The 12,126-nt window shown below is 70.6% G+C and carries 9 protein-coding genes and 1 pseudogene; 7 read left to right on the top strand and 3 right to left on the bottom strand.

What is annotated here, in order from left to right:
• Positions 1–468, top strand: a pseudogene (locus LZ198_RS42025) (PEGA domain-containing protein); the annotation flags it as partial.
• A gap of 8 nt (positions 469–476) precedes the next feature.
• Here LZ198_RS42025 and LZ198_RS42020 read toward each other — a convergent pair.
• Positions 477–1,010, bottom strand: coding sequence for an FHA domain-containing protein (locus LZ198_RS42020; RefSeq protein WP_253977811.1), 534 nt, complete (start codon positions 1,008–1,010; stop codon positions 477–479).
• A 150-nt stretch (positions 1,011–1,160) separates the two neighbouring features.
• Between LZ198_RS42020 and LZ198_RS42015 the strand changes: the two genes are divergently transcribed.
• Entirely contained in the window at positions 1,161–1,706 is a 546-nt protein-coding gene (locus LZ198_RS42015; protein WP_253977810.1) for a hypothetical protein, read from the top strand.
• Positions 1,707–1,758: 52 nt separating this feature from the next.
• Complete coding sequence (locus LZ198_RS42010; protein ID WP_253977809.1) at positions 1,759–3,180, top strand: alpha/beta hydrolase; 1,422 nt, start codon at positions 1,759–1,761, stop codon at positions 3,178–3,180.
• Position 3,181: 1 nt separating this feature from the next.
• Here the strand turns inward: LZ198_RS42010 and LZ198_RS42005 are convergent, their stop codons facing one another.
• Together LZ198_RS42005 and LZ198_RS42000 are read right to left on the bottom strand one after the other, a co-directional pair.
• A complete protein-coding gene (locus LZ198_RS42005) occupies positions 3,182–4,033 on the bottom strand; it encodes an ATP-grasp domain-containing protein (RefSeq protein WP_253977808.1) in 852 nt (283 codons plus the stop codon).
• A gap of 99 nt (positions 4,034–4,132) precedes the next feature.
• A complete protein-coding gene (locus tag LZ198_RS42000) occupies positions 4,133–5,752 on the bottom strand; it encodes a serine/threonine-protein kinase (RefSeq protein ID WP_253977807.1) in 1,620 nt (539 codons plus the stop codon).
• Positions 5,753–5,985: 233 nt separating this feature from the next.
• Here LZ198_RS42000 and LZ198_RS41995 point away from each other — a divergent pair, with 233 nt between their 5' ends.
• The 4 genes from LZ198_RS41995 to LZ198_RS41980 form a co-directional block, all read left to right on the top strand.
• Positions 5,986–10,488: a lamin tail domain-containing protein gene (locus tag LZ198_RS41995; RefSeq protein ID WP_253977806.1), complete on the top strand. Its 4,503-nt coding sequence runs from the start codon at positions 5,986–5,988 to the stop codon at positions 10,486–10,488.
• Positions 10,489–10,629: 141 nt separating this feature from the next.
• Complete coding sequence (locus LZ198_RS41990) at positions 10,630–10,788, top strand: hypothetical protein (protein ID WP_253977805.1); 159 nt, start codon at positions 10,630–10,632, stop codon at positions 10,786–10,788.
• Positions 10,789–10,847: 59 nt separating this feature from the next.
• Positions 10,848–11,399, top strand: coding sequence for a hypothetical protein (locus LZ198_RS41985; protein ID WP_253977804.1), 552 nt, complete (start codon positions 10,848–10,850; stop codon positions 11,397–11,399).
• Positions 11,400–11,686: 287 nt separating this feature from the next.
• Positions 11,687–12,126, top strand: a 440-nt coding sequence (locus LZ198_RS41980) for a SpvB/TcaC N-terminal domain-containing protein (RefSeq protein ID WP_323383477.1), incomplete at its 3' end; no start/stop codon positions are given.

Raw genomic sequence — 12,126 nt, 5'->3', positions numbered from 1 at the left:
GCGCTGGTGCTGGGCGTCGCGGCGCTCATCGGCCTGGCGCGCGGTGACGCGCCGGCCGCGCAGGCGGCCCTCGCGCGCACGGAGTCCGTCGTGGCGCCGCGGCCCGCGCCGGAGCCGGTGGTGGAGCCCCCGGCGCCCGCGCCCACGAGCCCCGCCGTCACCCTCACCGTGCACTCCTTCCCGGAGGGCGCGCAGGTGGTGCGCGCGGACACGGGCGAGGTGCTGGGCATCACCCCGCTGGTGCGCGAACTGCCCTCGCGCGAGGTGCCCCTGAGCCTCCGGGTGGAGCTGGCCGGCTACGTGGCCTCGGAGCGCACGGTGCGGCTGGACACGCACGCGGAGCTGGAGGTGCCGCTCGCCAAGTCGCTCACGGCCCCCCGGCCGGAGGCGAAGAAGGCCCCCCGCCCGGCCCCGGCGCCTCGCAAGCCCGCCGCGCGCGGGAAGGCGCCCGCGTCCGCCGCGCGCTGAAGGGCCGCTCAGCGGTTGGCGGCCGTCTGCGCCAGCACCTGGGCGGCGATGCGCGCGATGCGCTCGTCGAAGCCGTCCGCGGCGTGGAAGGTCAGCCGCACGTCGCCCACCTCCAACTGCGCGCCCGGCTGCAGCTCCACGGGGGCCTCCGTCAGCTCCTGCCCGTCCAGCTTCACCGGCCGGGAGTCCGGCACGCGGCCCACCTGCCAGCGCGCGTCGGGGAGCGGCGTGAGCACCAACTGCTCGCGCGACACCGTGGCGTCGTTGACGACGAGCGCGTTGTGCGACGCGCGCCCCAACCGCATGGGCCCCCGCTCCGCCAGGGCCACCAGCTCGAAGCACATCGCGTCCCCGGCGGGCAGGCAGTCCCGCAGGTCCGTCAGCGGCAGGCGCGTGGCGCCCACGCTCCCCTCCGTCGTCTCGGGGACGTTCCACGCGCCTGCCTCCCACACCAGCCACGGGTGTGGGTACTTGGCGCGAAACTTCTCTTTCAATGCCATGTGCTGCCTCACGAGCAGCGAGAGCAGCAGAGCGCGAGCCATGGGTGACTCATAACCTCTTCGTGGGCGCGTGGGCGCGAGAAGGTGCGTGGGGGTGTCCACGAATGGTCGGATGGTCGGCGCGGGCGCCCTACTCGCGCGGAGAGCGTGGGCTGTAGTACATCCGCGCCCACGTTCCGTCTCGGAGGACTCATGCGTCGCCTGCTGCTTGCCCCGTTGTTGCTCCTGCTCGCCTGCAAGGGGGAGACCGCGAAGGACGTCACCGCCACCGTGGTGGGCAAGACGGTGGAGGTGGCCAAGGGCGCGGGCAACGGGGTGATGGAGGGGTTGAAGGAGGGACGCAAGGGCGCGGCGAGCTCGGATGGCTCGCGCACGCTGTCCACCTCCGAGGAGGTCTTCGCGCAGTCCGACGTGGCCGTCCTGGAGGCGAAGCCGGGCGAGGGCGGGGGCGTGGAGGTGGTGCTGGCGGTGACGAACAAGACGGCGGAGCCGCTGCACCTGCTGGGCCTGCACGAGGGCGGTGGCGCGCAGCTCATCGACCGCGAGGGGTTCGCCACGCCGCTGAAGTCCCACTCGCCGGGCCAGTCCACGGACTCCATCAAGGTGCCTCCGTCCGTGAAGGTGAAGGCGAGCATCTTCTTCGAGGGCGAGGCCGCCAAGGCCGCGAAGGTGCGCCTGTGGGGCCGCGAGTTCACCGTGCCCGCGTCCACCGCCACCGCCGCGCCCGCGCCGCACTGAGCGCGCGGGGCCGTTTCCCACCGGGTCCTCCCCCCTGTCGTCTGGAGTCGTGATGCGCCGTCCGTGCGTCGTCCTGCTGTCCGCCTGCCTGCTGTCCGCGTGTGAAGACTCCGAGCCCAACGGCGCCGTGCCGCCGCCGCCCTTCACCCAGACGTTCCCGGACGCCGGGACGTCGGACGGTGGGACGACCCCGGAGCCCTGGGCCTGCCAGCGCGACGCGGTGGTGCACGGCGCGCCCATGTCGCTCCTCGCGGAGCTCCAACTGGAGATGAGCCGCGCGACGTCCGCGGAGGCGCGCACGGCGGCCATCGACCGGTTCGAGACGGCGGTGGCGCAGCAGGGCGGCGCGCCGCTGGTGAGCGACGCGCGCGCCGGCCGGCAGGTGGTGGCGTTCTTCGCGCGAGGCGAGTCCGCGCGGGACACGTTCGTCGCGGGCGCGTTCAACGAGTGGTCCGCCACGGCCACGCCGCTGACGCAGGTGCGTGACACGGACCTGTACGTGGCGGAGGTGGAGGTCCCGCGCACGGGCCCGCAGCCCTACAAGCTGGTGAAGGCCGGCGCCTACTTCGAGGACCCGCGCGCGCGGAACGTGACGTGGGACCGCATCAACCACAACGGCGTCGGCCAGTTCAACGCGCTCGTCTACCCGGCGCTCCAGGACGAGACGAAGGGGCGGCTGACGGCGTGGTACGACGTGAAGGCCGCCGCGCTGGGGGACGCGCGCGACGTGTTCGTCTACACGCCGCCGGCGTACGACGGCCCGCAGTGCCCGTCGCTGCCGGTGCTGTACGTCCACGACGGCAACGAGAGCATCACCCGCGACTCCTTCGTGGACGCGGCGGACGCGCACTACAAGGCCCGCCCGGAGGACTCGGCGGTGCTGGTGTTCGTGGCGCTGCCGACCCAGGACGTGCGCCTGGCGCAGTACACCTTCCCGCCCGCGCTGGCGCCCGGCTGGCCCACGCCGCGAGGGGATGACTACCTGGCCTTCATCCGCGAGGACCTGATGCCCCGCGTGGAGTCCTCCCTGCGCGTGAAGACGGGGCCGCGGGACACCGGCATCGCCGGGGCCTCGCTGGGGGGGCTCATCTCCGTCTACGCGGGCTTCCAGTCGCCGGAGAAGTTCGGCTTCGTCGGGACGCAGTCCGGGACGATGTTCTGGCCGCACGACGGCGAGGTGGACCGCGACGACGGCAACGCCATGGTGGTGCGCGCGGGCGCGGAGCCGGTGGTGCCGGTGCGCTTCTACGTGGACCACGGCTCGCCCACCGCGGGCTGCACGCTCGACGGCGCGCCGGGCGGGGACGACTGCCAGTCCAACCTCCAGTTCGTCGCCGCGCTGAAGTCGCGCGGCTACGTCATGGCCCACGTGAACGAGGCGGGCGGGCAGCACGACTGGTCCTACTGGAAGAAGCGCCTGCCCAGGCTCCTGTGCTTCTTCCGCAACGCCGACCCGAAGGTGTGCGGCCTGTAGCCTAGACCTTCGCGGCGATGGCCCGGGCCAGCCGGCCCGGGGCCCGCGGGTCCAGGGACAGGAAGAGGGACGGCTCCGTCACCTCGACCTCCTGGAGGCGCGCGCGGCCCTCGTTGTCCGTGGCCACGTCCACGCGGGCGTAGAGCAGCGTCGAGCCCATGGCGTCGAGCACGCGCTCGGCGAGCTTCAGCTCCTCCGCGTCGTCCGGCGTGAAGGTGACGGGCGCCGTGAAGCCGCGCGGCGCGGACTGCAGCGTGGGCGGGCGGCGTACCGCGTGGCTGAGGACGCCGTCGAAGAAGATGTAGCTGCGCTCGCCCTGCGTCTCGAAGGTGGTGAGGTAGGGCTGCACCAGCAGCTCGCACTCGGCGGCCAGTTCCGTTGCGCGCGCGGTGGCCGCGGCGGCCTCCGAGCGCGGGAAGATGTGGGTCTTCAGCGCGCCCGCGGAGACGGCGGGCTTGAGGACGACGGTGTCCCAGCCGCGCTCGCGCACGAGCGCGTCCACGTCGACGGTGCCGCCCTTCTCCACCCAGACGGTGGGGGTGATGGGGATGCCCTTGCCCTCCAGCGTGCGCAGGTAGTCCTTGTGCGTGTTCCAGCGCAGCACGTCCGCGGGGTTGTAGAGGCGGGTGAGGCGGCCGACCTTGGTCGCCCAGGCCACGAACGTGTCACGGCGCAGGTGGCTGTCCCAGGTGTTGCGGACCACGGCCACGCGCACGGTGGCGAAGTCCACGCCCGGGTCGTCCCAGACGACGGGGCGTGCGTCCAGTCCGAGGTCCCGGAGCGCGGGGAGCAGCGGGGCGTCGTACGCGTCGAGCTGGGGAAGGCCGGAGTAGGTCAGAACGGCGACGTCCAAGGTGGAGGGCTCCCGGTGAGTCGTGCGGCGCCTATCTAGCGCGAAGACATGACGGGCGCAGGTCTTCCTGCGCGCGCCGCGCCGAGGCTGTCCGGTGGCTCACGCGGAGCGCGCGGGGCCGCTCCTCTCCTGGACGGTGGGCGGCTCGCTGGCGGCCGGCGCGGCGCGCTTCGCCTGCTCGTGTGCCTGGGCCTCGCGCTGCGCCTCGGCGAGCCACGCCTGTCCCTGGGGATGGGGCGCCGCGAGCCCCTCCAGCGCGAGCAGTTGCTGGCGCAGCACGGCGCCGCTCGGCGTGCGGCGCGCCGGGTCCTTCTCGAGCAACTGCATCACCACGGCGTCCAGCGCGGGCGGCACCTCCGGATTGGAGCGTGACGGCGGCGCGACGTCCTGGTCCAGCGCCGCGCGGAGCAGCTCCTCCTGCGTCGCGGCCTGCAGCGTGCGCCGGCCGGTGAGCGCCTCGTGCAGGGTGAGGCCCAGCGCGAACAGGTCCGCGCGTCCGTCGAAGGCCCGGCCGGCGGCCTGCTCGGGCGCCAGGTAGCCGAGCTTGCCGCGCACGCTGCCCGCGGCGGTGAGGTTGGAGCGCGCGGCGTCGCGGGCGATGCCGAAGTCCGACAGCTTCACGTCGCCGAACCGTGACACGAGGATGTTGGGCGGGTTGACGTCGCGGTGGACGAGCCGCAGCGGCTGGCCATCCGGGCCGGTGCGCCGGTGCAGGTAGTCGAGCGCCGCGCCCAGCTCCGCGCCCAGGAAGGCCACGGCGGCCACGGGCAGCGGCCGGCGCGACAGGCCGCGCATCAGCGACGACAGCGGCATGCCGTCCACGAACTCCATGGCGAGGAAGTACGTGCCGCCATGGCGCCCCAGGTCGAACACCTGGACGATGTTGGGGTGGTTGAGGGTAGAGCACAGCTCCGCCTCGCGCCGGAACATGCTCACGAATTCGTCGTCGTCCGCGAACGAGGGGAGGATGCGCTTGAGCGCCACCTGCTTCTGGAAGCCGCCCTCCGGGCAGTACGTGGCGCGGTACACCTCCGCCATGCCGCCGGCGCCCAAGCGCTCGTGCAGCACGTACTTGCCCATGACCTCCTGCTCGCGCAGCGCGGACAGCGCGCCACGGGTGAGCTGGAGGAAGTGCCGCGCGAGGATGGCGGTGAACACCCCCGCGGCCACGAAGAAGAAGGCGCGCGTGGCGATGAAGCGCGGCGTCAGGGTGACGAGCGTCGACTCCGGCGGCAGCAGCGGGCGGACGAAGGCGAAGTAGATGCCCAGGTACTCGACGGCGACGAGGATGCCCGCCGCCAGCGCCAGTCGCGGGTTGGTGCGCAGCGTCGCCAGCGCGATGAGGGTGGGCCAGATGACCAGCGTGGGCGCGGTCAGCGCGTAGAGGGGGCCCTGGTAGCGCAGGTCGAACGCCAGCACCACGGCGGGGATGCTCACCTCGATGGCGACGTTCAGCCAGGGAATGGCTGGGTGGAATGCACCCCGTCGCAAAATGCGCCACAGCGCCGCGTAATAACAGGCCAGCACCGCCGACAGGCCCATGAGCGCCTGCGTCAAACCCCAGCCGATCGACGACCCCAGCGCCGCGGCCACCAGCACGGACGCGCCGGAGAGCCCCGCCATGAAGCGCGCCACGGACAGCTCCCGCGCCTGCGCATCGCGTCGGAGATGGCCCTGGAGGAAGCGGGAGACGGGACTCGTCTGGGTGTGGGCGCTCATGCGGATGCTACTCTATGAGAAACGGGGGAGAGCCGTGCTCCATGTGCCGCTCCGGTGTCGTGTGCACCCGGAGTGGGTCGGCCCGGGACTGGTGGGGGATTCAGGCACGCATGCACTCTTGGGCGCTGGACGTGCTAGGTCGGCTGTCGCTGAAATGTTTCACAGGCTACGCTTCATGCGTGTCAAGGACGTACCCATTCCCCACAGGCCGGTGTCTTCGGGAGACCCACGAGATGCGAAAGTCCCCACGCCTTTTGTTGGCCGCGCTCGCCGCGGTGTTGATGTCCCAGGTTGGATGTTCCAGTGACAAGGATCCCCCCGGCTGCGAGGGGGATGGCTGCGTCGTCGCCGCGGTATGCGGCAACGGAGTGAAGGAGCAGGGAGAGCAGTGCGACGACGGAAACAAGACCAACGGTGACGGCTGCGAGGCCGACTGCACGCTGACGCCGCAGAAGGCGGTCTGTGGCAACGGCCGGCTGGAAGGCACCGAGGAGTGCGACGACGGCAACACGGTCGACGGCGACGGCTGTCAGGCCAACTGCACGCTGACGCTCACCCGCTGCGCCGCGGCGGATGCGCCGCCGCTAGCGAGCGGCGCCACGTGCGAGGTGACGAAGGCCGGCAACGGCGCGCGCCTGTTCACGGGCATCGTGCTGAAGGACGGCGAGACGCTGATCGGCGGCCAGGTGCTGGTGAACGCCCAGGGCGTCATCACCTGCTCCGCCTGCGACTGCGCCACGGCCGAGGGCGCCACGGACGCGACGCAGATCTCCTGCCCGACGGGCGTCATCTCCCCGGGCCTCATCAACCCGCACGAGCACATCACCTATCCGGACAAGCCGTACGTCGGCACGGATGAGCGCTACGAGCACCGCAACGATTGGCGCACGGGCAAGAACGGCCACACGCAGATCCGGAACGGGAGTTCGCAGCAAGCGAACGACAAGCTCTGGTATGGCGAATTGCGCCACGTGATGGCGGGCACCACGTCCATCGCGGGCGCGGGAGGCGCCTCGGGGCTGCTGCGCAACCTGGACCAGAGTCCGGTGGCGCGCCAGGAGGGCCTCGAAGAGGGCATCGCCGACTCGGCGACCTTCCCGCTGGGGGATACCGACGGCACCGTCATCACCGAGGGGTGTGGCTACAAGTCGCTCCCCACAGGCGCGAACCTGTCGACGCTCGCGGCCTACATGCCGCACATCGCGGAAGGCATCAGCGCGGGCGCGCGCAACGAGTTCGTCTGCCTGTCGAAGGACACCAACAACGTGATGCTGCCGCGCACGGCCGTCATCCATGGCATCGGCCTGACGGCGCAGGACATCGCCCTGATGGGGCAGAGCGGCACGAGCCTCATCTGGTCGCCGCGCTCCAACATCGCGCTGTATGGCGACACGGCGATGGTGACGACCTACAAGAACATCGGCGTGAACATCGCGCTGGGGACCGACTGGCTCCAGTCGGGTTCGATGAACCTCCTGCGCGAGCTGAAGTGCGCCGACTCGCTGAGCACGAACCAGTTCGGCGGGGCGTTCAGCGACGAGCAGCTCTGGCGGATGGTGACCACCAACGCCGCGGAGGCCACGGACGTCTTCGAGAAGACGGGGCGCCTTGCTCCGGGGCGGGTCGGTGACCTGGCCATCTTCCGGGTCCGTGACTTCGCTGCCTCGCCCCACCGCGCGGTCGTCGCGGCCGAGGCCGCCGACGTGGTGCTCACGATGCGCGGCGGCAAGGCGCTCTACGGCGACCAGGGGCTGGTGGATGCGCTCAAGGGCGCCGACACCTGTGACGCCCTGGATGTGTGCGGTACCTCCAAGACCGTGTGCCTCCAGTCGGAGATCGGCAAGAACCTTGCCGCGCTCCAGACGGCCAACGCCGATGCCTACCCGCTGTTCGCGTGCGGCGTTCCGGACGCGGAGCCTTCCTGCCAGCCCCAGCGCATCTCGAACAACTCCCGCTGGCCGGCGTCCGTGAACCGCTCCACTGTCTACTCCGGAACGGCCAGCAACGATGACTCGGATGGCGACGGCGTGAAGAACTCCGAGGACAACTGCCCGTCCATCTTCAATCCCATCCGTCCCATGGACAATGGCAAGCAGCTCGACTCCGACAACGACGGCGTCGGTGATGCGTGCGACGTGTGCCCGCTGGCGGCCAACAGCCTGGCCTGCACCCAGTTCGTCGTCGGTGACGAGGACCAGGATGGCGTGCCCACGTGGCTGGACAACTGCCCGTTCACGGCGAACACGGACCAGAAGGACACGGACGAGGATGGCAAGGGGGATGCGTGCGACGCCTGCCCCTCCCTGGCCAACCCGGGCGACCTGGGCTGCCCTGTCTCCATCTACGACCTGAAGACGCCGGTGAATGGCGCCCTGCCCTGGACGGGCAAGGACGTCTCGCTGACGGACGTGATGGTCACCGGCGTGGTGAAGGGGACGGCCTCGACGTCGGGCTACTGGATCCAGGTCCACCCGGTGCCCTCTGGCAAGAGCGAGGAGTACTCGGGTGTCTATGTGTACGCGGCCAAGGGCGACCTGGCGGTGGGTGACCGCCTGAACATCTCCCGCGCCTCGCTGACCCTCTTCAATGGTCTGCCCGAGCTGACGGACGTGAAGTACACGCGCACCAGCCGGAACAACACGCCGCCCACGCCGCTGGTCGTCGGCGTCTCCGACATCCGCACGAATGGTCCTCGCGCGGTGGCCCTGGAGGGTGTGCTCGTCGAGGTGCAGGACGTGGCTGCCGCTACGACCAACGACTCGTTCGGCCAGTTCCTGGTGAACCAGAGCGGTGACGCCGCGCAGCCCACCCTCATGGTGGATGACCAGGCCTTCGCGTATACCGCTCCGGCGGTGGGGACGCGTTACGGCAAGCTCCGTGGCGTGCTGACGTACAACTTCAACGACCACAAGCTGATCCCGCGCAGCGCGTCCGACATGCTGCTGCCTCCGCCGACGCTGGCGGGCTTCGGTCCGGGTGGCTTCGCCCGCGCGGGTGGTGCGGACGCGGTGAGCACGTTCCCGCAGAAGCTGACGGTGACGCTGTCCGGGGCCTACTCCGACCCGGTCGACGTCTTCGTCACCTCCAGCAACAGCGCCGCGCTGCGCGTGGCCAACGGCCGGGTGACGGTGCCCGCCGGGCAGACGTCGGCCGAGGTCAAGGTGGAGGCCCTGTCGGCGGCGGCGAGCGTGACGCTCACGGCGTCGATGGGCACCGGGACTTCGCAGCAGGCGACGTTCCGGGTGCTCGGCGCGAACGAGCTGCCGGAGGTCGTCCGGGTGACCCCGGCGGAGACCACGGTGGCGCCGGGTGGCACGGTGGCGTTCACGGTGGAGCTGGACCGGCCCGCGCCGGCCAACGCCACGGTCGCGCTGAGCGTGGACCCGGCGACGGGCTTCGGCACGTTCGACCCCGCGAGCGGCACGCTGGCGCTGGCGGAGAACGCGACGCAGGGCTCGTTCACCTTCACGGTCGCCGAGGACGCGACGGTGGCCAGCGGCACGGTCACCGCGCAGGTGGGGGCGAGCAGCGCCCAGGCCACGGTGACGCTGGACCTGACCAGTCCTCGCCTGGTGGGGATGTCTCCGTCGGGCTCCGTCACGGTGCCGTACAGCGCGACGCAGGAGTTCCGCGTCACGCTGTCCTCCGCGCCCACGGCCGACCTCGCGGTGTCGCTGGCGGCCACGCCGGCGGCGGGTGTCACCCACTTCGGCGCGGTGCCGGCGACGGTGACGGTGCCCGCGGGTTCGACGGAGGCCACGTTCCTCTTCACGGCGGATGCGCAGGGCGAGGGCGCGGGCACGGTGTCCGCGTCGCTGGCGGGCATCCACCGCACGACGAACGTCACGGTGACGCCGCCCCCGGCGAAGCTGGTGTCGCTGACGCCTGCTACGGCGACGGTGTACTTCAACGCGAACCAGGCCTTCACGGTGACGCTGGACCGCAAGGCGCCGACCGGTGGTGCGACCGTGACGGTGTCCCTGTCGGCCGCCTCGCTGGGCACGGCGCCGGCGACGGTGACGGTGGCGGAGGGCCAGACGACGGCCCAGGTGGTGTTCACGGCTGGCAGCACGGCGGCGACGGGGACCCTGTCGGCGGCGTATGACGGCGTCACGCTGACGGCGAACATCACGACCGCTCAGCGCCCGGCGGTCGAGCACCTGGTCATCAACGAGGTGGACTACGACCAGCCCGTCAATCCCGATGCGGCGGAGTTCGTGGAGATCTACAACCCGTCGAACACGGCCATCTCCCTGGCCAACGTGTTCCTCGTGTTCGTCAACGGCTCGAACTCGCAGAGCTACCAGAAGATCGACCTGACCGAGGTCGGCTCCCTGGCGGCGGGTGAGTACCTGGTCGTCGGTTCGCAGGTGGCCATCAATGGCATCCCGGCGGACCTGCCTCGCAGGCCGAAGACGCTGGTGCGCGGCACCACGGACTACATCCAGAACGGCTCGCCGGACGCGGTGGCGCTGTATGACGGCGCGCAGGACGCCCTCATCGACACCCTTTCCTACGAGGGGGCCATCACCGCGGCCACCATCGCGGGGTCGACGAAGACGTTCAACATGCAGGAAGGCACGGACGATACGCGCACGCTGGAGGACAGCAATACGGTGGTGGGCTCGCTGTCCCGCAATGAGCTGAGCGCAGATACGGACAACAACTGGAAGGATTTCAAGTTCACGACCACCATCACCCCGGGCTACGTGAACAAGATCACCACGAAGCCGTGATGGCCACGCGGCCAGGCGCCGCGTGACAGTCATTGAAGTGGACTCGGGCGACTCCCACCACGTTGGGGGTCGCCCGATGTCTTTCGGAGGGCCTGGAGTTAGAGTGTGGCCCTTCGGAGAGTCAGTTCGAGGCGCCGTGAGATGACCGTTTCGTCCCTGGTGCAGCAGCCCAGACGTCTTCGTTCGCCGATGCGGCGCGTGGGGCTGATGCTCCTGGGGCCCTTCCTGCTCTTCGGTGGGGTGGACCTCGTCCGCGTGCTGGTGATGCAAACTCCCCAGCAGGTGCCGGCGGATGAGTAATCACCGTCCAACCCTTCGCGCTCGTCCCGCTCAACCGGCCCGAGCGCTCCGAGGGACGGGTGCTGCTCGCCGAGGTGCCGCTCCTGGCGGATGGTGAGCTGCCAGCGGACCTGTTCGACCGGGACCGCTATGAGTTCACCGGCCTGGCGGGAGTCCTTCCCGATGACCTCCGCGCCATCATCGCCGAGGGCTTTCCCCCGGGCACGCTGCTTTCACGCGTGCAGCTCCGCCTGGGCGCGCCTCGGCCTTCGGTGTCGCTCACGCTGACCCTGATGCCGCTGCTCCTCCTCTGCTTCATGCGTTCACGCGCCCGGGACTATGAGCGCAGCGAGGATGCGCGCATGGGCTATCCACAACGAGTGAGCTGGTTCTTCATCTTGCTCGGCTTGCCGCTGCCGCTCTCGGTGGTCTGGCAGCGCTCGTGGTTGAACCCTGAGGCGGATTCCATTGGCCTCGTCGTGGGCGCGTTCAGTTGGTTGTTCTTCTGGCTCCTGTTCGCCTTCGCGCTGCGTGGGCGCAGGCAGTGGGATGGAGACATCTCGCTCGAGGAGGCTCCTGTCGTGAACGCAGACGGACGAAGTGCCACGACAGGTGAATCGACTCCCGGATAATTCCGGGGAAATTGCCAGGATAATCCGGTCGAGGGGTATGGCTCTGTGAGCGACCACGGCGCGAGCCCGTGGTGGGTCTCGCCAACATGACGCCTCTCCTCGTGTGCCCGAAGTGAGTCCGGATGTGCGCCGACAGACGCCGCGTTCCCGTCGACAGGCGAGGGCCGCGTCCTGCTTCGTGGCGACATGCCGTGCGCGAGAGCTGGGGCCGACGCGAGACGCTCTGCACGTGGGTTGGCTGCCCGCGGGCGCCATGTCCTCCAGGTCCAGTCTCGAGGGATGACTCCATGAATCGCATCACGGTGGCGGTGCTGTCGTTCGCGTTGGCGGGACCTGTCTGGGCTGCGTCGGAGCCAGTGCCGAGCGCACTGAGCGCGCAGACGCTGAGGTTGCCGGACGGACCCGGGTCGGTGAGAGGACTCGGGGACGCGGTGACGGTGGATGGGTTCAGCGCGCAGGTGCAGTACACGGTGCCATTCGAGCTGCCGGGAGGGCACGCGGGGTTCGCGCCCGGGCTGGGGCTGTCGTACTCGGGAGAGCTGGGGAACGGGCCTGTGGGAGTGGGGTGGACGCTGCCGGTGATGTCGGTGAGGCGCTCGTTGAGGCAGGGCGTGCCGGGATACGCGGCGACGGATGAGTTGGAGTTGGTGGGAATCGCGGGAGGAGGGCGGCTGGTGCCGGTGGGAGACGGCACGTGGAGGCTGGAGGGGAGAGGGCAGCAGGTGAA

Origin of the sequence: Myxococcus dinghuensis (genome assembly GCF_024198235.1) — a bacterium.
GTDB lineage: Bacteria > Myxococcota > Myxococcia > Myxococcales > Myxococcaceae > Myxococcus > Myxococcus dinghuensis.
Note: the sequence above shows the minus strand (reverse complement) of the source record. Positions and strands in the feature narration are given on the sequence as shown.

Excerpts from the sequence above, each read along its gene's own strand:
- LZ198_RS42000 (WP_253977807.1), bottom strand. The coding sequence starts at position 5,752 with ATGAGCGCCCACACCCAGACGAGTCCCGTCTCCCGCTTCCTCCAGGGC.
- LZ198_RS41995 (WP_253977806.1), top strand. The coding sequence starts at position 5,986 with ATGCGAAAGTCCCCACGCCTTTTGTTGGCCGCGCTCGCCGCGGTGTTG.
- LZ198_RS42010 (WP_253977809.1), top strand. The coding sequence starts at position 1,759 with ATGCGCCGTCCGTGCGTCGTCCTGCTGTCCGCCTGCCTGCTGTCCGCG.
- LZ198_RS42015 (WP_253977810.1), top strand. The coding sequence starts at position 1,161 with ATGCGTCGCCTGCTGCTTGCCCCGTTGTTGCTCCTGCTCGCCTGCAAG.
- LZ198_RS41990 (WP_253977805.1), top strand. The coding sequence starts at position 10,630 with ATGACCGTTTCGTCCCTGGTGCAGCAGCCCAGACGTCTTCGTTCGCCG.
- LZ198_RS42020 (WP_253977811.1), bottom strand. The coding sequence starts at position 1,010 with ATGGCTCGCGCTCTGCTGCTCTCGCTGCTCGTGAGGCAGCACATGGCA.